Source organism: Longicatena sp. 210702-DFI.1.196, from assembly GCF_020563125.1.
In the GTDB taxonomy this organism is placed as follows: Bacteria; Bacillota_I; Bacilli_A; order Erysipelotrichales; family Erysipelotrichaceae; genus Longicatena; species Longicatena caecimuris.
This window is the reverse complement of the sequence record NZ_JAJCPX010000002.1, coordinates 104,843-131,666: the sequence shown is the minus strand read 5'-3', so window position 1 is coordinate 131,666 and position 26,824 is coordinate 104,843. Positions and strand designations below refer to the sequence as shown.

At 36.1% G+C, this 26,824-nt stretch carries 25 protein-coding genes and 6 tRNA genes; 28 read left to right on the top strand and 3 right to left on the bottom strand.

The genetic code is table 11. The annotated features are described in order from the left end of the window. The first annotated feature begins 146 nt into the window (after window positions 1-146). The 14 genes from LI241_RS01720 to pepT all read left to right on the top strand — a co-directional run bounded on the left by LI241_RS01720 (window position 147) and on the right by pepT (window position 9,827). Window positions 147-1,574 (top strand): deoxyguanosinetriphosphate triphosphohydrolase, encoded by a 1,428-nt coding sequence (locus LI241_RS01720; protein ID WP_008687229.1) that lies wholly within the window; start codon window positions 147-149, stop codon window positions 1,572-1,574. A 216-nt stretch (window positions 1,575-1,790) separates the two neighbouring features. Next, window positions 1,791-3,128, top strand: a complete 1,338-nt coding sequence (locus LI241_RS01715) for an FAD-dependent oxidoreductase (RefSeq protein WP_008687230.1) — start codon at window positions 1,791-1,793, stop codon at window positions 3,126-3,128. Window positions 3,129-3,457: 329 nt separating this feature from the next. Further along, window positions 3,458-4,699, top strand: coding sequence for a cytochrome c biogenesis protein CcdA (locus LI241_RS01710; protein WP_008687231.1), 1,242 nt, complete (start codon window positions 3,458-3,460; stop codon window positions 4,697-4,699). A gap of 31 nt (window positions 4,700-4,730) precedes the next feature. Continuing rightward, a complete protein-coding gene (locus LI241_RS01705; protein ID WP_008687233.1) occupies window positions 4,731-5,180 on the top strand; it encodes a helix-turn-helix domain-containing protein in 450 nt (149 codons plus the stop codon). Window positions 5,181-5,383: 203 nt separating this feature from the next. Then, window positions 5,384-5,665: a cyclic-di-AMP receptor gene (locus LI241_RS01700; protein ID WP_008687235.1), complete on the top strand. Its 282-nt coding sequence runs from the start codon at window positions 5,384-5,386 to the stop codon at window positions 5,663-5,665. 165 nt (window positions 5,666-5,830) lie between these two features. Then, window positions 5,831-5,906: transfer RNA gene (locus LI241_RS01695), tRNA-Val, on the top strand. A gap of 7 nt (window positions 5,907-5,913) precedes the next feature. Further along, window positions 5,914-5,989: transfer RNA gene (locus LI241_RS01690), tRNA-Thr, on the top strand. Between the two features lie 18 nt (window positions 5,990-6,007). Then, window positions 6,008-6,091 (top strand) — tRNA-Tyr (locus LI241_RS01685). Between the two features lie 8 nt (window positions 6,092-6,099). Next, window positions 6,100-6,175, top strand: a tRNA-Gln gene (locus LI241_RS01680). A 24-nt stretch (window positions 6,176-6,199) separates the two neighbouring features. Then, window positions 6,200-6,275 (top strand) — tRNA-Lys (locus LI241_RS01675). A gap of 10 nt (window positions 6,276-6,285) precedes the next feature. Beyond that, window positions 6,286-6,359 (top strand) — tRNA-Gly (locus LI241_RS01670). Between the two features lie 471 nt (window positions 6,360-6,830). Continuing rightward, entirely contained in the window at window positions 6,831-7,853 is a 1,023-nt protein-coding gene (locus LI241_RS01665) for an RNA-guided endonuclease TnpB family protein (RefSeq protein WP_008687236.1), read from the top strand. A 206-nt stretch (window positions 7,854-8,059) separates the two neighbouring features. Then, on the top strand, window positions 8,060-8,506 hold the full coding sequence (locus tag LI241_RS01660) for a DUF2383 domain-containing protein (protein ID WP_008979344.1): 447 nt from the start codon (window positions 8,060-8,062) through the stop codon (window positions 8,504-8,506). Between the two features lie 100 nt (window positions 8,507-8,606). Continuing rightward, window positions 8,607-9,827 (top strand): peptidase T, encoded by a 1,221-nt coding sequence (pepT, locus tag LI241_RS01655; protein WP_008687238.1) that lies wholly within the window; start codon window positions 8,607-8,609, stop codon window positions 9,825-9,827. 170 nt (window positions 9,828-9,997) lie between these two features. Here pepT and LI241_RS15935 read toward each other — a convergent pair whose 3' ends face one another. The 3 genes from LI241_RS15935 to LI241_RS01640 all read right to left on the bottom strand — a co-directional run bounded on the left by LI241_RS15935 (window position 9,998) and on the right by LI241_RS01640 (window position 12,244). Further along, the gene (locus LI241_RS15935) at window positions 9,998-10,195 is read right to left on the bottom strand and encodes a DUF1905 domain-containing protein (protein WP_227150924.1); all 198 of its coding nucleotides are present in this window, start codon (window positions 10,193-10,195) and stop codon (window positions 9,998-10,000) included. Between the two features lie 123 nt (window positions 10,196-10,318). Next, a complete protein-coding gene (locus LI241_RS01645) occupies window positions 10,319-11,419 on the bottom strand; it encodes a DNA alkylation repair protein (protein ID WP_008687240.1) in 1,101 nt (366 codons plus the stop codon). A gap of 177 nt (window positions 11,420-11,596) precedes the next feature. Then, window positions 11,597-12,244: a pentapeptide repeat-containing protein gene (locus LI241_RS01640; protein ID WP_008687271.1), complete on the bottom strand. Its 648-nt coding sequence runs from the start codon at window positions 12,242-12,244 to the stop codon at window positions 11,597-11,599. A 103-nt stretch (window positions 12,245-12,347) separates the two neighbouring features. Here LI241_RS01640 and LI241_RS15930 point away from each other — a divergent pair, with 103 nt between their 5' ends. The 14 genes from LI241_RS15930 to LI241_RS01570 all read left to right on the top strand — a co-directional run bounded on the left by LI241_RS15930 (window position 12,348) and on the right by LI241_RS01570 (window position 26,809). Continuing rightward, window positions 12,348-12,497 carry a DUF2672 domain-containing protein gene (locus LI241_RS15930; RefSeq protein WP_119957507.1) on the top strand — a complete coding sequence of 50 codons (150 nt, stop codon included), beginning with the start codon at window positions 12,348-12,350 and terminating at the stop codon, window positions 12,495-12,497. A gap of 476 nt (window positions 12,498-12,973) precedes the next feature. Continuing rightward, window positions 12,974-15,127, top strand: a complete 2,154-nt coding sequence (locus LI241_RS01630; RefSeq protein ID WP_008687272.1) for a Tex family protein — start codon at window positions 12,974-12,976, stop codon at window positions 15,125-15,127. 559 nt (window positions 15,128-15,686) lie between these two features. After that, a complete protein-coding gene (locus LI241_RS01625) occupies window positions 15,687-16,511 on the top strand; it encodes a transketolase (RefSeq protein ID WP_008687275.1) in 825 nt (274 codons plus the stop codon). Next, window positions 16,508-17,431, top strand: a complete 924-nt coding sequence (locus LI241_RS01620) for a transketolase family protein (RefSeq protein ID WP_026006739.1) — start codon at window positions 16,508-16,510, stop codon at window positions 17,429-17,431. Before LI241_RS01625 ends, LI241_RS01620 begins: the two co-directional genes overlap by 4 nt. A gap of 393 nt (window positions 17,432-17,824) precedes the next feature. Next, entirely contained in the window at window positions 17,825-18,514 is a 690-nt protein-coding gene (gene vanR / locus LI241_RS01615) for a VanR-ABDEGLN family response regulator transcription factor (RefSeq protein WP_008687279.1), read from the top strand. Then, a complete protein-coding gene (locus LI241_RS01610) occupies window positions 18,504-19,604 on the top strand; it encodes a sensor histidine kinase KdpD (RefSeq protein ID WP_008687280.1) in 1,101 nt (366 codons plus the stop codon). Before vanR ends, LI241_RS01610 begins: the two co-directional genes overlap by 11 nt. Continuing rightward, complete coding sequence (locus tag LI241_RS01605) at window positions 19,601-20,719, top strand: sensor histidine kinase KdpD (RefSeq protein WP_008687282.1); 1,119 nt, start codon at window positions 19,601-19,603, stop codon at window positions 20,717-20,719. Before LI241_RS01610 ends, LI241_RS01605 begins: the two co-directional genes overlap by 4 nt. A gap of 60 nt (window positions 20,720-20,779) precedes the next feature. Continuing rightward, on the top strand, window positions 20,780-21,295 hold the full coding sequence (locus LI241_RS01600) for a hypothetical protein (protein WP_008687284.1): 516 nt from the start codon (window positions 20,780-20,782) through the stop codon (window positions 21,293-21,295). A gap of 120 nt (window positions 21,296-21,415) precedes the next feature. Continuing rightward, window positions 21,416-21,685 (top strand): ACT domain-containing protein, encoded by a 270-nt coding sequence (locus LI241_RS01595; protein ID WP_008687286.1) that lies wholly within the window; start codon window positions 21,416-21,418, stop codon window positions 21,683-21,685. A 14-nt stretch (window positions 21,686-21,699) separates the two neighbouring features. Next, a complete protein-coding gene (locus tag LI241_RS01590) occupies window positions 21,700-23,058 on the top strand; it encodes a PFL family protein (RefSeq protein WP_008687288.1) in 1,359 nt (452 codons plus the stop codon). Between the two features lie 226 nt (window positions 23,059-23,284). Further along, window positions 23,285-24,208: a hypothetical protein gene (locus LI241_RS01585; RefSeq protein ID WP_008687290.1), complete on the top strand. Its 924-nt coding sequence runs from the start codon at window positions 23,285-23,287 to the stop codon at window positions 24,206-24,208. A gap of 108 nt (window positions 24,209-24,316) precedes the next feature. After that, on the top strand, window positions 24,317-25,021 hold the full coding sequence (locus tag LI241_RS01580) for an ABC transporter ATP-binding protein (RefSeq protein WP_008687291.1): 705 nt from the start codon (window positions 24,317-24,319) through the stop codon (window positions 25,019-25,021). Window positions 25,022-25,029: 8 nt separating this feature from the next. Continuing rightward, window positions 25,030-25,950, top strand: coding sequence for a SufD family Fe-S cluster assembly protein (locus tag LI241_RS01575; RefSeq protein WP_008687292.1), 921 nt, complete (start codon window positions 25,030-25,032; stop codon window positions 25,948-25,950). A 247-nt stretch (window positions 25,951-26,197) separates the two neighbouring features. Then, window positions 26,198-26,809: a thermonuclease family protein gene (locus tag LI241_RS01570; RefSeq protein ID WP_008687293.1), complete on the top strand. Its 612-nt coding sequence runs from the start codon at window positions 26,198-26,200 to the stop codon at window positions 26,807-26,809. Window positions 26,810-26,824: the final 15 nt, after the last annotated feature.

Below are 26,824 nucleotides of genomic sequence, written 5' to 3'. Positions count from 1 at the left end.
TAGATGCGGAAATTGTAATATTTTAAAAATAGGAAGTAATGATTTTTTTTAATAACATAAAGTTATTGTATGTAGTGAAATTCTTCCATTTTAGTTTCGAATGAGGTATAGTGTAAATGACATAAAAACAAGAAAGAGGTTTGAAAATGGGACGATTACAATGGGATTTAATCACTAGTGAAGAACGTATTCCAAGTAGAAAGACAAAAGAGGCACATCGATATCGCAGCGAAATAGAAAGCGATTATCATCGTATAATCCGCAGTGCTTCTTATCGTCGACTACAAGATAAAACACAAGTTTTTCCTTTAGATCATAGTGACTTTGTAAGAACAAGACTGACACATTCTATGGAAGTCAGCTCTCTAGCAAAATTAATGGGAAAACAAGTGTGTAATGTGATATTAGAAAAACAATTAGAAGATGAAGGACATCAGCCAGATACTATCAAAGTTATGGAAACTTTAAATTGTGCAGGATTGCTACATGATATCGGGAATCCACCATTTGGTCATTTCGGCGAATTCAGCATACGCGATTGGTTCAAAAAAAACTTGGACATAAAAGAATTCAAAGGTAGAAAGTTGCGCAACATATTAGATCCGCAACAAATTGCAGATTTGGAAAACTTTGAAGGAAATGCCCAGGCATTGCGTATTATTACGAAATTGCACAGGTTAATAGGAAAAAATGGAATGCATCTTACATCTGCTGTTATGGATACAATTATAAAATATCCATGCGATTCTTTGACGATGATGAAGGAAAAACAGAAACCTAAACATGAACGCAATTTACTAAAAAAGAAAATTGGGTATTTTCAAAGTGAGCAAGAGCAATTTGCTATAATAAAGAATAATACCGGTACACGAAATACACGTAATCCACTGTGCTTTTTATTAGAGGCGGCAGATGATCTTGCATACACTTTTGCTGATCTGGAGGATGGTTATAACAAAGGATTATATACATATCAAGATTTACTGGATGTTGTCATTAAAGCTGGCGATGAGAAAGGAAAAGCGCTATTAGAAAAAGAGTTGGAAAACGGAATCCAGGAGCAAATTGGATCTAAAACATCAGTGGATCCTTATAAATATGCAGTCTTTTCTTGGCTTACAAAAAAACAACTTTATAGTGTTTCAAGAGTTAGTGATGCTTTTATCCTTCACTATGATGAAATTATGAATGGCGAATTTTTTGATGAATTAATCACAGAAAGCTCTGAAGGTAAACTAATTAATGCGTTGAAAGAATTTGCCTATCGACGCATATATTGTCATTCTTCAATTCTAAAATTAGAATTGATGGGAAATGAAATTCTCAGCTTTCTGTTAGATCGCTTTGTCGATGCTTTATTGCCATATGATACAGATATAGAAATTACGGAGATACAAAAAAAGTATATTGATCTTTTATCACAAAATTATTTAGAGCAATATCATGAAACAGCAAAAACTGTAAAAAGTGAAGAAGATAAAGTGTATGCCCGCTTACTACTTGCTACGGATTTCATTGCAGGTATGACAGATAGTTATGCGAAACGATTATATCAAGAGTTAAGAGGAATTTGATAAAGTTTATTATATGTTAAAGACATCGGGTGGTTATAGCTGCCTGATTCTTTTTATATGAAAGGGAGCATTGAAAATTTTATGAAAATCGAGATATAAAGCAAAGAGAGAGTTTAAATTACTTTTGCTTGCATTTAAATATATTTAATCAAATCACTTTAAAATATAAAGTCACTATGTTATACTGAGTTCATAAATGATAAGGAGGCAATATTCATGAAAAAATATGATGCAATCATGATTGGATTTGGAAAAGGAGCAAAAACTTTGGCAGCAGAGTTCGCAAAGCAAGGTAAAAAAGTCGCGATGATAGAAAAATCGTCAAAGATGTATGGTGGCACATGCATTAACGAAGGATGCATACCATCAAAATCTTTGATTGTACAAGCTGGTAAAAGAACCTTTTCTGATGCTATTAACAAAAAAGAAGAAATAACGTCAATTTTGAGAAAAAAGAACTTTGAGAAGCTGAATCAAAATCCTAACATTGATGTAATTACCGCTAAAGCAAGCTTTGTAAACACCCACGTAATTTCATATGAAAATGAAAAGGGTACGAAAGAAATATATGGTGATTATCTTTTTGTTAACACAGGAAGTGTTCCTATCATCCCTAATATTCAAGGTATCGAGCATACAAAACATATATACGTAAGTGCTGATATAATGAAAGAGAAAGAACAGCCTAAAACGTTAGCAATTATTGGTGGCGGATATATTGGCTTAGAATTTTCAAGCATGTTTGCTCGTTATGGAACTCAAGTGACCGTTTTTGAATATGGTGATCGTCTTGTCAAGCGAGAGGATGAGGATATCGCTTTACATATACAACAAATATTAGAAAGACAAGGTGTACAATTTGAGTTTAAAAGCAATGTCCTTTCGGTGGAAAATGTAAATGATTCTGATGTGATAGTTACTTATAAAAACAAAGATGGTAATATACAGCAATTAACAGTAAATGCTGTGTTATTGGCAACTGGAAGAAAAGCTAATACAGATGGATTACATCTTGAACAAGCCGGTGTAGAAACAGATGCTCGTGGAGCTATTAAGGTAAATCGATATCTACAAACGTCTCAGCCACACATCTACGCAATGGGTGATGTTAAAGGCGGACTACAATTCACATATATTTCATTAGATGATTATCGTATTGTAAAAGATCATATATTTGGTGATAAAAAACGTACAACTGATAATAGAGGAGCGATACCCTATTCTGTCTTTATTGAACCAACTTTTTCACGCGTAGGGATGAGTGAAGAGGAGGCAAAAAATGAGGGGTATGAAATCAAAGTGGCGAAACTGGCAGTTTCTGCTATACCACGAGCACATGTAAATGAATGCAAAGAAGGCGTGTTAAAAGCAATTGCTGATGCCAAAACGGATAAAATACTAGGGTGTGTATTGTTGTGTACTGCTTCAGAAGAAATGATCAATTTCGTTCAGCTTGCAATAAATCTTGGATTAAAGACTTCAGACATAGCAAACCACATTTTCACTCATCCTACAATGAGTGAGGCGTTAAATGATCTGTTTGGTAACTTCTGATATGATTAAATTTATAAACAAAATGTTAAATTTATAAACAAAATAAAGATAAAATGGTGTTTACTGTAAGTCATGGGTATTGCTGAAAGTTTCTTAATAGAATAAAAGTTCTTTGCTGATATTGGTAAACTGAAAATTATAGAACCTAAAAATATGTAGTTATAATATAAAATGCCTTAAAATATTGTATTGCAATAGTTATAATACAAAAATAACAATATAAATATAAAAAAGACTTAATTTTAAAAATATTAGATTGGCTATGTTAAAAAAGAAATGTTATTTTAAATTTAAAAGATAGAAAAAGAAAGATGGGGAAATAACTGCCTATGATGAATTTACAGGATACAATGCAACATATAAGCATACTTATGGTATTTATGGAAGGAGTGCTATCCTTCCTTTCGCCATGTGTGCTCCCATTATTGCCGGTGTACATGGGATATTTAATTGGAAGTGATGTTAACAACAAACAAATAAGAAAAAAACGTTTCGTAATATTTTTTACACTGAGTTTTATATTTGGTATATTTACCGCCATTTTATTGATGAATATATCAATCACATTGATCAGTTCATTTTTCAGAGATCATATGTCCGTATTCATAAAAGTAGGAGGCATACTTATTATTGTATTAGGATTATTTCAATTGGGATTTTTCAAATCTAATTTTTTGGGGAAAACAAGAAGACTCCCGTTTACTTTAAAGAAAGAAATGAACTTACTACTTGCGTTTTTGATGGGGTTTACTTTTAGTTTTGCATGGACACCGTGTATAGGACCAGCTCTTTCCAGTATTCTACTTTTGGCGAATAGCTCACAAAATCTTTGGATGAGTAATTTTCTAATGGTCATATATGCTCTTGGATTAACAATACCTTTCCTACTTATTGGTATCTTTACAGATAGTATATTAAATTGGCTGTCCAATCATAAGAGTATTATGAACTATACAGTAAAATTAGGAGCAATCATATTAATATTTTTTGGTGTATCAATGGTAAGCGGTAAAATGAACTTTATCAGTAATTACATGACACAAAGCAGTAATAATGCTATGATTAAAGATAAGAATGAAGATAAAAAAGAAGATGGTGGAGAGAATAAAGATGAGAAAAATAGTGAACAGGAGAAAGCATTATTGCAGCAGTTAGGCAGTTATGAATTAAAAGATCAACATGATAAGATTATCAAACTTGAGGATTACAAAGGTAAAGTTGTCTTTCTGAATTTTTGGGCGACATGGTGCCCGCCTTGCCGTGGTGAGCTGCCAAATATTCAAAAACTTTATGAGAAATATAGAAGTGATAAGCATGTGGCAATTCTGACAATTGTTTATCCAGGTGGGCAAGAAAAGGGTAAATCTGATTTAAAAGAATTCATTTCGGATAATGCTCTGACAGTACCTGTTTTATTTGATGATGGATTTATTTATTCAACATTTGGTATTGGTAGTATGCCGACTACTTTTATGCTAGACAAAGAAGGGAAACCTTATGGATATATCGAAGGTGCTTTGACAATGGAAATGATGGAGAATATGATTTTAAAAACGTTAAATGCTAATTAGTATAAGAAAGTTATAGGGAAAAGGTGATGACATGAAAAAACAATATGATTTAAAATGTAATATAGCACAAACACTGAACTTAATTGGAGATAAATGGACTTTATTGATTTTACATGCAGTAAAAGAAGGGTGTCATACATTCAAAGATATACAAAAACATTTAGTCGGTATCCCTACAAATCTTTTATCGGAGAGACTAAAAGGGTTATGTGAAGATGATTTACTTACATGTGAATTATATTCAACACATCCTCCTAGATATCAATATTTGTTAACAGAGAAATCTAGTGATTTAGATGATATTTATAATGCTATATTATTATGGGGAGATAAGCATCTGAATAAAAGTTATAAATGTTTAAAACATAAAAGCTGTGGCTCTAACATACATATTGCTTATGTATGTGATGAATGTGATGAGATTTTGAGTAAAGAGGATATCATCATCAATGATTTAGATGATGTTATTGACGAAATTTAATATATGGTAAGGATCATCATTATTTAACAGTAAGTGAAAAGTTTATCTGTATATAGAATAGTAAGCCAAGGTTGACGATATGAATGGAAAATACTTTGGCTTTTTTGATAGAATCATGATGATTCTCTATTTTATAATTAGTTTTTAGAAAGTGGCGGAAATAATAATTGAAATATGTTATCATATTACAAGAGGTGTATAAGATGGAATTAATCTTAATCATAGCTAGTGAAGAATATTCAGATAATATTACATCATTACTTGTTAAGCATGGTTATTCTGCTACTGAAATTGGTTGCAATGGAGAGTTTTTACAATATGGTGATATTGTTTTATTACTTGGCGTGGAAAAAGGTGAAGCTGACAATGTTATCGCGATATTAGAAAATGAAGGAGGCAGGCATCCGGGAATGTCTGAGCCGTTTAGAGGTCAAGTAAAAATATATGTTATAGCTTCAACTTATTTTAAAAAAATCAATCCTTAGGCAATATAAAAAGGCTTTAAAATGGGAAGATTATGCATTATAAAAGTGTGTTGAAAAAAATATAAAAAAGTTTTAAAAAATTGTTGACAGAAAAATAAACAGATGGTATTATATTAAGGCGCTGATGGAAAGGACTCAGGAAATCAGTGATTGCATAAATTATGTGGAGGCTTAGCTCAGTTGGGAGAGCGTCTGCCTTACAAGCAGAGGGTCAGGGGTTCAAGTCCCTTAGCCTCCACCATAAATGTGCCGACTTAGCTCAATTGGTAGAGCAACTGACTTGTAATCAGTAGGTTGTGGGTTCAATTCCTATAGTCGGCACCATTCTTAATAAATAGAGCTGGGGGGGTAGCGAAGAGGCTAAACGCGGCTGACTGTAACTCAGTTCCTTATGGTTCGGCGGTTCGAATCCGTCCCCCCCCACCATCTCTTATTGGGGTATAGCCAAGCGGTAAGGCACCAGACTTTGACTCTGGCATTCCACTGGTTCGAGTCCAGTTACCCCAGCCATTTTAAAAAATCAACATTATAAATGACCCGTTAGCTCAGTTGGTAGAGCATCTGACTTTTAATCAGAGGGTCGGGCGTTCGAATCGCCCACGGGTCACCATTTAAATGTTGCGGGTGTAGTTCAATGGTAGAACTTCAGCCTTCCAAGCTGACTACGTGAGTTCGATTCTCATCACCCGCTCCATATAGTTCAATAAAGCAATCATACACTGATTGCTTTTTTTGATGTGATGAGAATCACTATTCATGTTAGCTTGAGAATGACAATGGAGTTCATAGTAAAGAAAGGAAGGCTGAATGTCACTAAATAGTCTAAAGTGTTGGTGACCTTGGCGATATCGAAAAAGTCAGATGCTTCTTGATAGTGCCTCGGCTGGGGTAATAATAACGTGTTTCGCTTGGCTATTGCGCTCTTAAGAACGCTAAGATGGCCAAGTCCTAGGACTTGGGCTCTATTTAATAAGAATATGGTGGAGAAACGTGTACATAGACCCTCTGCGGCACGAATTCATAATATAAATATAAAAGGGTGGAAATGTAAGAAATAGTATTATAAATTCAATGTTTTATTGAAATTAAAAAAAATTCACCAAAAATTACGATTTTCTATTTTAGAATCGTATATATAAGTGAAGGGAAATCTAGGTGAAATCAAATGTACATAACGATCAAACTATCATTAGATTTAAATGAACACTTAAAGCACTGCTTAACTTGGTATGAAACTATATATCATAAAGAGATAAAACGCATAGCCGATATTTTTATAAAAGAAAATCATAGTTACGAATATCTATATAAAAATATTAGTAATCATATCTCTTTTCATAGCAAACACTTAGTACTCGATTTTGCTAAAAAAGAATACGAATATCGTTGTGGATGTAAAAATAGCCGAAAGATCCGCTGCTCTAGCTGTTGGAGCAACTCCTCCTATCGCCTAAACGGTGATCTCCTGCAGCTAGAGTTAGGTCTTCTTGAACATAAAAGATTCATTGATCTTCCTATGTATCATAATGAACAACCTTTAATGCAGTTAGCTAGGGGTAAAATGATGAATTTAGAATTAATGCATATTCAAGAAAACTGGTATGCCTTTATAAATGTAGATATTCCCATCATTTTTTCAACAAGTCGTAAAACAATAGGTATTGATATAGGAATGAAAGTACCCGCAGTTGCTGCTCTTGATAATCAGCATTATCGTTTTTTTGGAAATGGTAGGCAACGCCAATTTTATCTACGTAAATATAAACGTCATATACAAGAAATGCAACGAAGAAAGCAGTTTAAGAAATTGCGCCAATTCCGGCATAAACTACATAATGTCTTGGCTGATCAAGATCATAAGATTTCAAAAGACATAATTTCTTATGCTTTGGAAAATGATGTAGGAATGATATATCTAGAAAAATTAACCTCTATCCATGATCGCTTTAATGTCAGGCAAGTCTCTAATGCCTATTTATGGTCTTATCAAAGACTTCAACAATTTATTACATATAAAGCTCAACTCGCCGGTATTGAAGTTAGATATGTAAATCCATATAATACATCAAAAAAATGTCCTAAATGCGGGCGAATAAATAAACCAAAAGATCGAACCTATCAATGTAAGTGCGGATATCATGGACATCGTGATGTTGTTGCAGCTATTAACATCCTCCATGCACTTTGATTCTTCTGAATCGGCCTGTAGTATCTCATAGATACCGCTACAGGACGGGTGAAGGCACATCCATATCCAAAGGCATAGCCAATGGAAAAAAAGCCATGTGGTTCGAACCCTATATGGTACGTGCTGAGCATGGCTTTTTCTCGGCACGTACACATTTGAGAATAGACATAAAGAATGAACTCCATAATAATCGTGAGGTGAAAAGTATGGAAGATAAATTATTAGAAGAATTAAATCAACTATTGAAAGGAACACATATGGGTGCATCCATATTTGAAGATTTGCGTGAAAAAATCAAAAGTGAAACATTGCATAAAGAATTTGATGAAATTTTACTCATGCTACACATTCATGAAAAATCTTTAACAGGATTAATATTAGCCCATGGAGGCGAACCTATTGACTCAGCAGGAATTATGGGTACAATCACAGATGTCATATCACATATTAAAAATTTAACGGTTGATAGTGATAAAGAAGTATTGAAAGTGGCTGTTCATAATATGGAAATGGGAGCAAAAGCATTGCATGATTTTGACGCACGAAATTTCATTTTGGATGATGAAACAGAAAAGACGATTGCCATTATGAAAGATGATTATGCTTCTATATATCATAAATTAGATAGATACCGTATTGAATTTGAAGAGTAATACTTGGCTTTCTTGCTTGTTTCATTGTATAATTCTTCTAAGAAAGGAAATTATGTAAATAACATTTATAAGTCATTTACAATATAAAAGAAGGATAGATATGAAAGTACAAGAAAGATTTTTAAAATATGTCACTTTTGACACTCAATCTGATGAGAACTCACAAACAACACCAAGTTCTTTAAAACAATTAAAGTTGGCAAAATACTTAGTAGATGAGTTGAAAAATATTGGTGTTACAAATGCATATGTAGATGAATTTGGTATTGTATATGGAAGTTTACTTGCCAATTGCGAGGCTAATTGTCCTAAAATAGGATTTATAGCTCATATGGATACTTCACCTGATATGAGTGGTGAAAATGTAAAACCAAGAATAATTGAAAATTATGATGGCTCTGATATCATTTTGAATGAAAAATTAAATATTCATATGGGGCCAAATGATTTTGAAAGCCTAAATCGTAATATTGGTGAGAACCTAATTGTTACTGATGGAACAACCTTACTAGGCGCTGATGATAAAGCCGGTATAGCCGAAATAATGACTATGCTAGAAACAATTATTCAAAAAAACTTACCGCATGGTGATATAAAAATAGCATTTACCCCTGATGAAGAAGTAGGCAGAGGTACAGATCACTTTAATGTGAAAGCATTTGATGCGGATTTCGCCTATACAGTAGATGGCGGCGAAGTTGAGTTTATTGATTATGAGAACTTTAATGCAGCTAGTGCAGTATTGGATATACAAGGATTAAGCATTCATCCAGGTTCCGCTAAAGGCAAGATGATAAATGCTCTTTTAGTTGGAATGGAATTTCATTCCATGTTGCCTGTTGAACAAAACCCAGCATATACAGAAGGTTATGAAGGATTTAATCATTTAACTGATATGCATGGAGAATGTGAACACGCGCATATGTCTTATATTATTCGTAATCATGATGAAACATTATTTGAACAACAAAAAGAAGACTTTAAGCGCATAGCTGATTACTTAAATAAAAAGTATCCTGAAAATACGATTACATTACAGATAACGGATAGTTATGCAAATATGCGTCAAATCATCGAACAAAATATGAATATTATTGAGTTGGTAAAAAAATCTATGGAAGAAATAGGTTTACAGCCTGCTTCCGCAGCTATTCGTGGTGGTACTGATGGAGCACGCCTGACATATGAAGGTCTCCCTTGTCCTAACTTAGGAACCGGTGGTTATAACTATCACGGTAAATATGAATATGTTTCCATAAATGAAATGGAGAAAAGCGTCGCATTGCTTTTGAAAATAGTTGAAAATAGTTTGAAATTATAAAATTAATCATTAGTATTATAAATAGAAAAGACGGTAAGGATATTCTATTAGTACTAACATCTGACTACTAAAAGAAAGGAAATCTATCTTTAATGTGATGATTATAGGATGATTTAATAAATCTCCTAATATCCTATATCACAGTGAGGTATTTAGATTTCCTTTTTAAATTAAACACAGACAATAACTTGCAAAGGTTTATTAAGTTCAATACATTCTTTTTTTCTAACTGCCGCTTTAAGTGGAAGTAAATAAGTATCCTGCTTTGTATCAAACCAAATAGCAGTTTGCCATTGTGTATTACCAATTATTGCTGTTACTTTTAATCGACCCCAACCTTCTTCTAAACATTTAAAAATATTTCTTATATCTATAGATATTTCTTTTGGAAGAGAAACAAAAACATTCCTTCTGTCGCAGAATAATGATATGGCTTTGCTGAAAATTCAAACTTCATTCCTTTGTTCTTCATTTTACACCTCCTGCAAATTCTATTTTGCCGCCAATACTTCAAACTCTAGTGTACCCCGCTCAGTACCATTAACTATAAGCGTAATTGAATGGATTCCAGGGTAATGTTTCCTTGTACTTGTATCCGCAAAGGAATGTGTTTTTGTGTAATACCTCTTTTCCTTTTCCTTGAAAACAAGCTCGGATATTTGGAATATTTTACGGTTCTGCCTACCGTTTGCTTTAACATAATCAATTCCATATTCCAGCCGTGCCTTAGTTTTCTTTTCAGCCTCAAGCTCGAAGGAAAAAGTCAAAATACCCCCTGCAGGAACAGATACAGTTTCTAGTGAAAAAGCATTAACTCTGACACAGCCAGCATCTGATAATCCCAAAATACGAAGCACTTCGCTATTGCCCTTTTTAAGAAGTGTCCTGCACCCGTGTTTGATAATCCAATCTGTATTCATGTCTTTACCATACCAATCCTTAGCAACCTTCACCACTAAATCAGGATGTGTTTTTGATATATCATTCAGGTTATTGGCTACACTTTTACGAACATACAGTGAAGGGTCTGCTTTTAGCAACTCTAAAATACGGAGAATCGGAGATGGATCTTTTTGGAAGTTCGGCAAGCTTTGTCCCCAAGGCAGTCTGGGGCGACAACCTTCGCTGGCAAGCCTACGGACATGCTCATTATTATCTTTAGCCCATGATGCCATCTGCGCCATCATACGTTCTTCATCGTTAATAATAAACGCTCTTACTGCAAATTCAGCTGATGCGTATGGAGTATATCTTGCTAAAGCTGACATAGAGATGTCCCAGTTTTCTTTATCCTGTCCGTAAAGCTCAACAAAAGTTGGGAAAAAGGAAACAAAACCATCTGAGCAGGTATCATAATTCATTATCACTTTATCAATAATGTGAATGGCTGTTTTATAGTCGTCTGGTAAATACTTCCCTAAATTTACACTAATTTGCATGACCCTCTGTTTCAATTCTAAACTATCCCACATTTCGTCCATCGTGGATTTTAAAAACGTATCTACCGGAAACTCATCATAAACCGTTTGAATCTGTGATGCGAGCTTGTATAGTGATTCATAATTAAATCTGTCCTTAAATAATTCCGCCATATTATTCCTCCTTCGAATACAGAGTTCCCATATCTTAAAACCTTTGATAATGCTGATAGATGCAGTGTTTTAGGGGACAATCAAATTTTTAGTTGGTTTTTCTAATATGTAATTACAGTATAAATTACTTTATGTGGATTGTTGTGGCGTGTAATAAGATAAAGATAACCATTATGGTTATTCCAACTCAGTTTCATCTACTATTAAGCCTAATAGTTTTACTAGCTGTAGCGCTTGATCTGTGCTTACGATGGCGCCTTTTAATAAATCTTGTGTTACACCAATACCATCAATTTCGCTTGTCGCAAAATTCATGCCATCAAGACTAGTATTATAAAATTCACTATCTACTAAACTGCAATGTTCAAATAACGTTTTTTTAAATCCACATTGAATGAAGCTAGAACTACCTATATCACATTTTTTATATATCGTCTGTTTATAACGACTTCCACTGAAATTCGCATAATGCAGATTGCATTCAATATATTGTATATTATGTAACACACAATCAATGAATTGTGTTCCCATTGCGCGACATGTTTTGAAAATAGTGCGATGTATGGCACCATCACTAAAAACAACATTGTTAAATTCACAATTTTCAAAAATGACATCAATCATGTCAATGTTAAGAAAATTACAGTCTTCAAAACATACATTTTCAAATACTATGCCATCCAAATGCAGACATGGCAATTCTGGTTCAGTAATTAGACAATTTTTAAAACTTAGTCCTTGTAGATAGGGCTCCTCTTCCACCATTTTGTGGAATTCTGTCTGTTCTTCTAAATATGAGGGTATTCTTGGTTTCTCAATTTTCATTTAAACCTCCAAGTTATTTGTGTATAACGGTTAAATTTATTAAGTAAATTCTAATGGATTCATTATAACACCCATGTTATGAAAGTCTATATACTTTTTGATCATGGTGCAAAATTTTATCATGAAAAGAATAATCTTGTATAGTTTTTACTTTAATCCTTACTCATTGACAACATATAGTGAAAAAGAGTCTTTCACGTTAATTATAAACCTAAAAAATGTAGAAAGGTCCTTTTACATCTATTCCTTATAAAATATGATGAAGTAGCGTTATGATAAAAGTGAATCTTTTTAAAAACTATAGTCATCTTTTTTATGATTATATCTTGACGATTATCAAAGCCAATTTTTTGTTTTTTTTCAAAAATCTGCTCCTTTCAGAAATAAACTAAACTTGCCAATCATTGGTATTTCGTCTTATAATGATATCATGTATTTTATATACATGGATTGATTCTATATTTTGCTTTTATATTATCATTTTAAGAGAGCATGAATCGTATTTTATATCTGATTACTCCATCTAAACCTACATATTCAGTCAAAATACATGATATTCAAAATACATGTTAATTCAAAACGCATATTCGTTTAAAACACATGATATTTAAAACACATATTCATTCAAAGCATATGATATTCAAGATACATATTCATTCAAAGCACTTATGCGTAAAATTGACAAGTTATAGAACACTAACCAAAACCAAATAAAGGAAGGACATTAAAATGGAACAAATGATTATCACACCAATTGCAAAATCCCTTAATATCAGTGAAAAACAAGTGGTAAACACCTTAGATCTACTAGAGCAGGGAAATACGGTCCCTTTCATCGCCCGTTATCGAAAAGAAGTCACAAATGGTCTAGATGAAGAACAAATCCGCGTCATTCAGGAAAATTATGCATATCAGCTAAACCTAAAAAAACGTAAGGAAGACGTGGCACGTCTTATTGAACAACAAGGAAAATTAACAGAAGAAATAAAAAAACAAATTGAAGCATGCGAAAAGCTGTCACAAGTAGAAGACATATATCGACCATATCAACAAAAACGCAAAACCCGTGCAACAGATGCACAGGCAAAAGGTCTTGCTCCACTTGCTGAATGGTTATTAAAACTACTGCCAAACGTAAATGTCGCACAAGAAGCAGCAAATTATATAAAAGAAGATGTACCAACTATTCAAGATGCTTTGCAAGGGGCAAAAGATATTATTGCCGAAAAAGCTAGTGATGATGCTGAAATCCGCAAACGCATCAGAAACAGTATGGAACATTATGGACGCCTAGTGACAAAAGAGAAAAAGAAACATGAAGATACAAAAAAAGTGTATAAAATGTATTACGATTACAATGAACGTATTTCCACCCTAGCGAGTCATCGTATCATGGCAATCGATCGTGCAGAAAAAGAAAAGGTCATCCAAGTCTCCATAGATTTTGATGAAGATTATCAACTGAATTGGGCTATCCAGAGATTCACCAAAAAACGCCAATGTCCAGCGGTTCCTTATATTGAAGAAGCTGTGCAGGATGGATTAAAACGCCTTGCATTTCCAAGCGTAGAACGAGAAATTCGCAATGAACTGAGTGAAAGAGCACACGAACAATCAATCGAAGTATTCTCTATGAATTTAGAAAAACTATTGTTGCAACCACCAATGAAACAAAAAATGGTATTAGGCTTTGACCCAGCTTTTCGTACAGGATGTAAACTTGCGGTAATAGACGAAACCGGAAAGCTATTGAAAATCAGTGTCATCTACCCCCATCAGCCAAATGCCAGGACAAAAGAAGCCGAAAGTATCATGCTAAATTTGCTAAAAACATATCCTATAAAAATCATCGCAATTGGCAATGGTACAGCCAGTCGCGAGAGCGAAGCTTTTGTTGCAAAGTTGATACGTGATTATCACCTTGCGGTGTCTTACACCATCGTCAGTGAGGCAGGAGCATCCGTATACTCTGCCAGTAAGCTCGCCCGTGAAGAATTTCCGGATCTTCAAGTAGAACAGCGTTCAGCTATATCAATCGCTCGAAGAGTTATTGATCCACTTGCAGAATTGATTAAAATAGATCCACAATCTATCGGTGTTGGTCAATATCAACACGACCTGCCAACGAAACGATTAAAAGAACGTTTGGATTTTGTCGTTACAAAAGCAGTGAACCGTGTAGGAGTAAATGTGAATACTGCCAGCAGTGAATTATTGAAAAATATATCTGGTTTAAGTGCAGCCACCGCGAAATCAATTGTGACCTATCGTGAAGACCATGGTGAAATAAGAAACCGCATCGAGTTAAAGCAAATTCCAAAGGTCGGAGCAAAATCATTTGAACAGGCGGCTGGTTTCCTGCGCATTGAAGACGGTGATGAACCTTTAGATCGAACATCTATTCATCCTGAAAGCTATGCTTTGGCGAAAAAAATTCTTGCCCAATTTGCTTTAACACCTTCTATGATGGGAAGCGAGGAAGCAAGAGCTTCTTTGGAAAAAGTGACATCTTCAGCCTTAGCAAAAGAATTAGGCGCTGATGTATATACGATTGAAGATATCTTAGATGCCATACGTTCTCCATTGCGTGATTATCGTGAACGCTATGATGCGCCAATTTTACGAAGTGATGTATTGGAGCTGGAAGATCTGCATATCGGAGATGAATTGGAAGGTGTTGTTCGTAATGTTGTGGACTTCGGTGCTTTTGTAGATATCGGTTTGCATGAAGACGGCTTAGTACATATTTCAAAAATGCGCCGTCAGCGAGTGCAACATCCTAGTGAAGTTGTGGCTGTAGGAGATGTTGTCAAAGTCTGGGTATACAATATTGATCAAGAAAAACAAAAAGTACAACTTAGTCTGTTACCATTGCAAAAATAAAGCTGTGGTTGATGAAGAGGGTACTGGTTAGTCAATGATGATAAAAATAGTATCAGGTAGTAATGGAAGTACTTTATAATGAAGATATGGATGTGTTTTCTAAGCAAATGACGTGCTGGTCTTTTCACCCGCAGGATCATTTCGATTAAAAAACACATCCTTTTCTTAAAGATGCGACGTTAAGAACATCATCTATTCATCTTTATTTAATATGGATAAGTAGAACCACTTTCATAAAGAATGATGTGCGTTATCCTTTACAACCTAACGGAATTAATTTTATTATGATCTTTTTTTATATCTGATCAACATTTTTTTATCATTTGCAATGCAAATCACGATCAGCTAAAAAGTGAAGAAAACCAAGCTTTCTTTGACAGTTTAAATTTAAAATTTCATCATTTCTAAACATGTGACATGTAGTATCCATATAACTAAATATTGACGATATCGCTTTGTAATAAAGGCAAGCGAAAGTTTTACACAAAACGTAATTTCCTTATGAAAAATAAAGATTTTATAGTATAATAAACGTGGTAATTATAAGGAGGACTAAGGAATGTCAGAAATCGACGTATTAAAGGGACATGCGACGAATATCCGAAAGAATATCGTAAAAATGGTGACAGAAGCAAAATCTGGTCATCCGGGTGGAAGTTTATCCTCTGTGGAAATTGCGACGGCTATTTATTTCACACAGATGAATATTGATGAGAACAATCTGACGAGCAATCAGCGTGATCGTTTTGTGTTATCAAAAGGACATGCATCACCGCTGTTGTATGCTGTATTAGCAGAAAAAGGATTTCTTGAAGAAACAGAATTAGCAACCTTCCGTAAGCTGAATTCTCGTTTACAGGGACATCCTAGCATGCGTAAGTTGCCTGGGGTAGATATGTCAACCGGCTCTTTAGGGCAAGGTATTTCAACGGCTGTAGGAATGGCGTTATCGAACAAGTATCATGAACTGCCTTATCGTGTATACACATTGTTAGGCGATGGTGAATGTCAAGAAGGTGAAGTATGGGAAGCAGCTATGGCAGCTGCTCATTACAAGCTGGATAACCTTTTGGCATTTGTAGATAACAATGGATTGCAAATTGATGGCAAGATTAGTGATGTCATGAATCCTTCACCAATTGATGAAAAATTTAAAGCCTTTGGCTGGAATGTCATTACGCTGGAAGATGGTAATGATCTTGCATCTGTAATTGAGGCATGTGAAGAGGCGAAAACCGTTAAGGGCAAACCTACGGTAGTTGTCGCGAAAACGGTGAAAGGAAAAGGTGTTTCCTTCATGGAAAATCAGGCAGGTTGGCATGGTGTTGCCCCTAGTGCGCAACAGTGTCAGGATGCACTCAAAGAATTGGAGGGAAATAAATAATGAAAGTAGCTACACGTGAAGCTTATGGGAAAACTTTAGCGGCATTAGCAAAAGAAAATAAAAATATCATCGTGTTAGATGCTGATTTGTCTGGTTCAACAAAGACAAAAGAAGTCAAAGCAGTAGCACCTGAACAGCATTATAATATGGGAATAGCAGAAGGCAATATGATGGCTGTTGCGGCAGGTCTGGCAGCAAGTGGTAATATCGTCTTCGCATCTAGCTTCGCCATGTTTGCGACTGGTAGAGCTTTTGAACAAATTCGTAATTCTATCGGTTATCCACATCTGAATGTGAAAGTCTGTGCATCACATGCCGGTCTGACGGTTGGTGAAGATGGTGCCAGTCATCAAAGCATTGAAGATATCTCCCTAATGCGAGGCATTCCTGGTATGACTGTCATTTGTCCGGCAGATGCAGTGGAAACGGATAAAGTTATCCGTGCTGTGGCGGAAATTGATGGACCTTGCTACGTTCGTCTGGGCAGAAGTGCAGTGGAAACGGTATATTCAGAAGATATGGCGTTTGAAGTTGGAAAAGGAAATGTCCTACGTCAAGGGAAAAAGGTCGCAATCATAGCTTGTGGCATTATGGTCGAAGCAGCATTACAGGCTTATGATGAGCTAAAGGAAAAAGGCTATGAACCAACTGTAGTGGATATGCATACGATCAAACCAATTGATAAAGATTTATTGGTAGAACTGGCGAAGAGCCATGATTTATTCGTTACTTGTGAAGAGCATAGTGTCATCGGCGGCTTGGGCAGTACAGTTGCTGAAACATTGAGCCAGTATGCTCCAACAAAAATTAAGATGGTTGGCGTTCAGGATACTTTCGGAGAAAGTGGTACACCTGCTGGCTTGTTGGAAAAATATGGCTTAACTAGTAAGGATATTGTTAAAGCAGTTATTGAAGAATAATACATATCGATAAAGAGAAGAGGGAGAGCCTTTCCTTCTTCTTTTTTCATACAAGTAGCTTTTGTGATATTTGATAGAAATCTTTTGTGATTTAAAGAATAAGTAACTAGCCAGTATGGCAAGTAATGTACAATTTCATGCAAGATCATAAGCATTCATTAGCTTTTCCATTCATAAGTTACAGTTAGCTTTTAGGTTCATAAGCATCTGTTAACTTTTATATTCATAAGCATTTTTTCCATTCATAAGCATCTGTAAACTTTCACGTTTATAAGCGTGTATAAAAGAAAAAGAGACAGAAATTAAAGATTGTGGCTTACAATTTTCTTACATTTCTTTTAGATAAGGAATTTATGTGAAGGATTTGTTATAATACAAGCATGGAGGGATACTATGCAAACAAGAATATTGGTACTGGATGATGAAAAAGAAATCGCTGACCTTGTCACCCTGTATCTGAAAAATGAGGGATATCAGGTCCACGAATTTTATGACAGCGAAGATGCATTGCGTTTTATAAAGGATAATCCCGTTGACTTGGCAATGTTGGATATCATGATGCCAAAGATTAACGGCTTTGAGATATGCAAGATCATACGTGAAAAATATACATTCCCGGTTATCATGTTAACGGCTAAAATTGAGGATATGGATAAGATTCAGGGATTGTCATTAGGAGCGGATGATTACATAACCAAACCGTTTAATCCGCTGGAGATGGTAGCACGAGTAAAGGCACAATTGCGTCGTTATAAGAAATATAATACAACAAAGGATAATGTAAATGTGATTGATTTTAAAGGACTTATCATCGATAATGATTCTCATCAATGCACACTTTATGATAAAGTTTTAAATCTGACACCGATTGAATTTTCGATTTTGTGGTATTTATGTAAGAATCGTGGCAGAGTCGTTCCTAGTGAAGAATTGTTTGAAGCTGTGTGGAAAGAAAAATATTTTGATTCCAATAACACGGTGATGGTACATATTCGCCGCTTGCGAGAGAAGATGATGGAACCGCCTCGTAATCCGAAATTTATTAAAACGGTTTGGGGCGTAGGGTATAAAATTGAAGAATAATTGGTATCAGCAGCTGCGGAAACAATTGACTCTGCGGTTTCTGCTGTTGACGCTTATCGTATCTGCAGTTTTATTACTCTTTATTGCCATGATCGGCAGTAAAGCTGGGTTAGAAGCCAGTAAAGGAACTTTAAGCAATGGGGATTTTTATTATTACTATTTACAGCATTCATGGGAGATTAATACCTTGTTATTCACCATTGGGTTTATCGCTTTATTGTTATTTTTTATTGTATCTTTCTTTCACAGCATGGATGCCTTACTACTCTGTCTACAAGGAAAACCTTTGCGTAAGCAGCCTTTATTTTTCAAAATGTTTCCACAATTTCTGGAGGCTCAAAAGAAAGTCGAAAATTTGCTTGCCAAACGCAGTGTGAGTGAAGAAGTGTCTGCACAAAAGAAAGAGCATAAGAATGAATTATTAATGTATCTGGCACATGATCTGAAAACCCCCTTAACATCAATGATTGGTTATATCAATCACATTTTGGATCATCATTTGAATGAAGAACAGGAAGCATCTTCTTTAGCCATTGCACATAGTAAAGCAAACCGTTTAAATGAATTGATTGATGAGTTTTCTGAAGTTTTACGTTATGATGATAAGGTGTCACAACTGAATGTTACACATATTGATTTGACTATGATGTTAAAGCAGCAATTGGTAGGTTTTTATCCTTTATTAGAAGGAAAAGGTCTTAAATTAAAGGAAGAAATCCCACAAGATATGTTGATTGATGGTGATTATGATAAACTACAGCGTGTATTTGATAATCTGATGCGTAATGCTATCAATTACGCAAAACCGGATACGACCATTTATATTACGGTCACAAAACAAGAGCAGGGCATTCAACTATTATATCGCAATAAAGCTGAGGATATGAAGGAAGAAGCCGTTGCACATTTGTTTGATAAATTTTATCGTGCACAGAGTGCCCGCAGTTCCAGCAGTGGTGGTGCCGGCTTAGGTTTAGCAATTGCGCGAGAAATTATGCAGCTGCATCATGGGGATATTCATGCAGAATTAGATGGCGATGAGATTTCCTTTTATCTGCATCTACCTTATACGTTAGGGGCATCGATATGAAAGAGCGATATTTGAAAAACTTAGAACGCCGCTTGGTGCTGAAATATACCTTTATTGTATTGGCATTGAGCCTAGGTGGAGCTACGATCTTGTATATTTTTGATAATGTATTAAATGGCATTGTCATTGATTTTTTAAAAGTACTTTTGATAGATGGTGACCCATTTTCAACCTTTAAGAAGATTTTTGCTATTGTTTTACCTGCCATTATTGCCATTACTGGTTTTATGCTTGTTTATTTTCTATGCCGAGAGCTGTCAAACTATCTTCGCGTGTTAATGGAAGGTATGGATGATGTTTTGGAAAAGCAACGCGAAAAGTTAAATTTTCCTAAAGAGTTGCAGCCTACCCAAAAACTAATCTTATCCATTGCGGAGGATTATCAGCGCAATGAGAAAGCAGCTTTAGAGGATGAAGAAAAGAAGAAGGATTTGATTTATTTATTAGCACAGGATATAAAATTGCCTTTATCAAATATTTTAATGTATTTAGAACTGTTAGAAAAGGAACAAAGAATATCGCCACAATTACGTAAGGAGTTTATGGCAAGTGTTCTTTATAAATCCATGGATCTGGAAGAGATGATCAATGAGTTCTTTGATATCACTCGATTCAATCTGCGTTATGCGAAATGGACACCGGAGCATATGTATTTGGATCGCATGGTGGAGCAGGTGTTGGATGAATATTATCAAATGTTGGAAGAAAAGAGTATGAAAGTGGATGTGCAGTATGAACATCAGCTGCCCTTATATGCGGATAATGACAAGATTGCCAGAGTTCTGCGTGATTTATTACGGAATATGATTGCATTAGGGGATGCCAATAGTACCATTGTTATACAGCTTATGGAGCATAGTGCGCATTATACGATTGTGATGAAAGGCAGTGTTCCTCATTTGTCCGCATATCAGATTGCTCATATTTTCCATAACTATTATCGCTTAGAGGATTTGCATGGAAGTGGTAAGCAGCATGTATTGGGTTTAGGTATTGCAAAACAGATTGTTGATATGCATAAAGGCATCCTTAGGGCAAGTTCTTTGCAGGATACCTTGCAGTTTTATATTGATTTGCCCAAAGAAACTTTGGAGAAAGAAGTAGCGCATGCATAAGCTGAAAGGATGCTGGTGGCTTATGCATGAAGTGAATAGTACAGAAAGGAAAGAAAGCGTATGCGTTGTGAAGTAAATGAGCAATTTCCGATAGCCATTGAAGAGGAAGGAACGGTTATGGACTATGTCGATCACGAATTTGTCTTTGTGATCAAGGATGAAACATGGACGGATTTCGAGTTGAAGGCATTAAAGAAACAGCCTTTGGAAATAGCGTTTGTATATAAATATGATATCGCCATCTTCTTATTAACATTGGAGGATGCGATTGATACGAGTGATTTCGTATTTAATGTGCATGATAACGATTATGATGAAACATTGTTTACACATTTTGCTACAGGCAGTGGTTATACCTGCACGTTATATTTACTTGATGGTAAGAATATAGTGAAAGGTAGAAAAATCGTGCAACTATCAAATGCGATGTCCCTTAAGATTGCGGACTGTTTAAAGCAGCAGAAGGATGTCCCTTATCGCGAAGAAGAATTTATTTGTAATCTAGAAGGGTTGCAGGCGGCTTGGGAACCTTTTGAGTTACAGCCAATGGCAATTGCAAATGAGACGTTTAAATAGGTATATTCTTTTAAAATGTATGCGGTGTAAATACACATGTATACATTTTTTAGATTTATAGTTGTGCTTTTTTTCACTATACAGTATAATTTAAGATAAGATTTAAGAGGAGGCAAAAAGATGAGAGCGGTAGTAAGTGTAATTGGTAAAGATATGGTAGGCATTCTGGCGAAAGTCAGTGTAGAATGCGAAAAGGCGAATATGAATGTGCTGGAAGTTTCACAGACATTGCTGCAAGATATGTTTGCGATGATCATGCTGATTGATATTACAAAAGGTAATACATCCTTGAGTGATTTTGCACAGCATATGGAAGAGGTAGGAAAAAAAGAAGGTTTAATTATCCACGTCATGCATGAGGATATTTTTAATTCCATGCATAAAATTTAGAAGGAGAATTGTCTATGATAAATGTACATGATATTCTGGAAACCATAAAGATGATCGATGAAGAATACTTAGATGTTCGTACGATTACCATGGGTATATCTTTATTAGATTGCTGCGACAGTGATATCGATCGTTCTTGTGAGAAGATATACAATAAGATTACGCGGTTGGCAAAAGACCTGGTCAAAACAGGAGAAGATATTTCTCGTGAATATGGTATCCCTATTATTAATAAGCGAATTTCGGTTACACCGATTGCCATGTTGGTAGCTGCTAGTGGCGGTGATCCTGTAAAATATGCATTGACATTGGAAAAGTGTGCGCAAGCAGTAGGGGTTAACTTTATTGGTGGTTATTCCGCATTAGTGCAGAAAGGATGTGCAGCCGGCGATCGCGAATTAATGGAATCCATCCCGCGGGCATTAGCACAGACGGAGCATGTGTGTGCATCTGTTAATGTTGGCAGCACAAAGGCAGGCATTAATATGAATGCAGTAGAGCTTATGGGTCGTATGGTGAAGGAAGCGGCTGAACTGACAAAAGATAACAATTGTATTGGAGCAGCAAAGCTTGTTGTATTCTGTAATGCGCCTGAGGATAATCCTTTTATGGCCGGTGCTTTCCATGGTGTTGGAGAACCGGATTGTGTCATAAATGTAGGTGTATCTGGTCCGGGTGTGGTAAGGGCTGCGTTAGCGAAAGCTCCTAAGGATGCGCCGATGAATGAGATTGCGGATATCATCAAAAAGACAGCCTTTAAGATCACACGTATGGGTCAATTGGTTGGCTCCTTGGCAAGTGAGCGCTTAGGTGTACCATTTGGTATCGTGGATCTTTCTTTAGCACCGACACCGGCTGTCGGTGATAGCGTAGCATATATCTTAGAGGAAATGGGCTTACAGACTTGTGGGGCATATGGTACGACAGCTTGTCTGGCAATGCTGAATGATGCGGTAAAAAAAGGCGGTGTCATGGCAAGTAGCACGGTTGGCGGTCTCAGTGGAGCATTTATCCCGGTCAGTGAGGATGCCGGTATGATTGCAGCGACACGTGCCGGTGTTTTATGCCTGGAAAAATTAGAAGCTATGACAGCGGTATGTTCCGTAGGTTTAGATATGATTGTAATTCCTGGTGAAACAACTGCTGAGGTAATTAGTGGTATCATTGCGGATGAAGCTGCAATTGGAATGGTGAATTCTAAGACAACAGCAGTTCGTGTGATTCCGGCAGTTGGTAAACAAGCAGGTGATGAACTGGAATTTGGCGGTTTGTTAGGAAGTGGCCCTATCATGAAAATTAATCAGAGTGATAATTCTGTCATGATTCATCGAATGGGAAGAATACCAGCTCCTTTACAGAGCTTGAAGAATTAAATGATACAAAAGTCTAAAAACTATAGGAAGATAGCTTTTAGACTTTTTCTGTTCAGTATGATTGTATGAAAGATACAAGAAGTTATCTGTATTCCATATAGAATCATCCTAGGGAAGTGTTGCGTGTAATTACAAGGCGACTTGCAAAAATCGTAATTCTATAAGGATGGTTAACGCTATTAGATATTCCTTTACATTACGATATAACACGAAAGGGGAAACGGATATGAATGAAAGTATAATAGAAATAAAACATCGCTTATCAAAAATAGAAGGTTTAAAAGACTATCAAAGAGAATTGGAACAGCGCTATGAAGAAATCAGCCAGAAACTGGAAGTGGCAATGCATATCGCAGAAAAAGAACAACAGGATGTTGAAAAACTCCAGCATGCCTCTTTAGCCAGCTTAGCAGCCTGGTTTGCGAAAGATAAGGAAGAGCGCTTAGTCAAAGAAGAACAGGAAGCTGTTAAAGCAGCTATCCTAGTCAGTCGACTACAGCAAGACCTAGAAATCACCAATGCCGAATTAGTAAAGTGCGAAGAAGAAATTGCTCAAGAAGATGCTTTACGCGGCGCTTTGGAAGAAATGCAAAAACAGGAAGCTTTGCAAGGGGAACATGGCAAAGAGGCAGCAGAGCTATACAGCCAATTGGAACAGGAACAATTATTGGATAAAGAACTGCAAGAGGCTATTGCGGCAAGCTATGTTGTTACGGATAAGTTACGTTTCGCTGTATCTGAAATGAGCAGTGCATCTGATTGGGGCATGATGGATATTGCCGGAGGCGGTATGATGACATCCATGATCAAGCATTCGCATGTAAAAGAAGCATCGAAAAAAATTGCCCAACTGCAACAAGATTTGTTACGTTTACAAAAGGAAGTTAAGGATGTGCATAGCATTGATATCGCGCCAATGGAAATAGAGAGCTGGCTAAGTACAGCAGATATCTTCTTTGATAATTTCATCTTTGATTTTATGGCGTATTCGAGAATTAATAAAAGCCATGAACAACTGAAAGCAGGACTTGAAAATATCATTGCTTTACAAGATCAGCTATTGGATGAAAAGTGTCAGTGTTTAGAACGACAAAATGCATTACATACAAAAATACAAAGGCTTTTTGATGAAATGGAACAGGATGAGTAGACCTGTTCTTCTTTTTTTACTATTTTTACATGCTTTCCAATCAAATCATGCTATATTTTCCAAATTTTGTGATAAAATAAAAAAGCGCGATATAAAGGAGCGATGAAGATGTTGGAATTAAAGCATGTATCCTTTGAAGTAGAAGGAAAACATATACTAAATGATATTACGATGACAATTGCGGATAATCAATTTACAGTCATCACCGGACCAAATGGCGGAGGGAAGTCTACCCTTGCCAAGATCATCATGGGAATCGAGAAGCCAACAAGTGGACAGATCTTATTTGATGGCGAAGATATCACCGAACTAAGTGTTGATGAGCGAGCAAAACGTAAAATCGGTTATGCTTTTCAACAGCCCCCACGTTTTAAAGGCATGAGTGTGCGGCATTTGTTATCACTTGCTCATGGCAAGGATCTGGATGAAGATGTCTGCTGCAGCTATTTAAGTGATGTCGGCTTGTGTTCGAAGGATTACTTAGACCGTGATGTGGATGCTTCCTTATCCGGAGGAGAAGTGAAACGTATTGAAATTGCGACAATCTTAGCCAGAGATTTAAAACTGTCCATCTTTGATGAGCCGGAGGCAGGTATCGACTTATGGAGTTTTGCGAAGCTGGTGGAAACTTTCCAGCATTTACAGGCACAATCTAAACAGTCCATCATCCTGATTTCGCATCAGGAAAGGATCATGCAGCTGGCGGATGAAATCATTATCATTGAGAATGGTCGCATGAAAACAAGAGGAACACGCGAGGCTATTTTGCCATCTTTGATGAATGAATTTGAGCCTTGCGGATTGAAAAAGTAGGTGAGCATATGGAAAACATGGAAAAAGACTTGTTACAGACAATTGCCGATATACGTGGCTTTATGCCGGGAAGTGCATTTAGTCTGCGAAAGAATGGTGAAGGCATTGAACGCCATTCTACTGAGCATGTCAGAATTAATGCCAAATTGGATAAACCGGGCATTGATATCATTGTCGATGCCAACACGGTAGGGGAAAGTCTACATATTCCGGTTATCTTAACCGACAGCGGTATTAAGGATGTTGTATACAATGATTTTTACATAGGTGAAAATGCAGATGTGGAGATTATTGCCGGCTGTGGTATTCATAACGATGGCTGTGATACATCTCAGCATGATGGCATTCATACCTTTCATATCGCAAAAAACGCAAAGGTGCGCTATGTTGAAAAGCATTATGGAGAAGGTAATGGCCGTGGTGGTCGTATCTTAAATCCGGTAACGATCATTCACATGGAAGATGGTGCTTATGCGCAGATGGATATGAGCCAGATCAAAGGTGTAGATTCTACGATGCGTAAAACCGAAGCGAACTTAGGTCCGCATGCCAAGTTGGTCATCAATGAAAAACTAATGACACATGGCAAGCAGACTGCGCATAGTGATGTAACCGTGAATTTGAATGGGGAAGACAGCGTTGTGCAAATCGTATCCCGTTCGGTGGGGAAGGATGACTCGATTCAGGTATTCCACCCTATTGCCATTGGAAACAATAAATCCCGTGCGCACATTCAATGTGATTCCATCATTATGGATCATGCAAAGATCAGCTCAATTCCGGAAATCGCAGCAAATCATGTGGATGCGGAAATTGTGCATGAGGCAGCTATTGGAAAGATCAATTCCGATCAGTTGGTGAAATTGCAGACATTTGGCTTAAGTGTAGAGGAAGCAGAAAAAGTTATCGTAGATGGATTCTTGAAATAGGATTCATCTTTTTTCATTGATGATATCGGTGGCACATGTATTTTTACCTAAGAAGCATCAGTATTAACAAAGGGCAAGCTTCATACCTACACGAAGGGTTACCTGCATATCTACACAAAGGGCTAGTTTCATACCTACACGAAGGGTTACCTGCATATCTACACAAAGGATACCTGCATCTTTAAAAGCGACTTGCTCAATGTAGGTGGTATCTAGTATAATAAAAGTCTTATAAAGGAGGAATAGGATGAAGAAATTCATTTGTTTATGTTTGGTATACTTGATATGTCTATTGCCAGTCCAGGCAAATACAAAACAAAAGGTTACCTTCAGTAAATGTACGGATGGCGATACAGCACATTTCATAGTCAAAGGGAAAGATACAACGATACGTTTTCTGGCTATAAATGCACCGGAATATACAAAGGAAAAAGAACCTTATGGAAAAGAAGCTAGTGCCTATGTGTGTGATGCCTTAACCAATGCCAAAACAATAGAATTAGAGTATGATGATGGCAGTGATGAAACAGATAAATATGGCAGAACCTTAGCCTGGGTGTATGCGGATGGGAAGCTTTTACAAAGAGAATTGGTGAAGCAAGGCTTAGCCGAAGTCAAATATATCTATGGGGATTATGCTTATACCGATGAATTAAAGAGTTTAGAAAAAGCAGCCAAAAAACAAAAGCTGAACATGTGGAGTGATGGCACATATGAAGAAGAAAAGACAGAATTACCATACTATTTAACAGCTGTTGGCGGTATCTTATTAATCTTTATTGGTGTTTTCTTTACGAAGGGGAAACGTCAGAAACAAAAACTGATTCGTCAGGGCATGAAACAATTAAAGAAGAAATAATGCTTCTTCTATAAG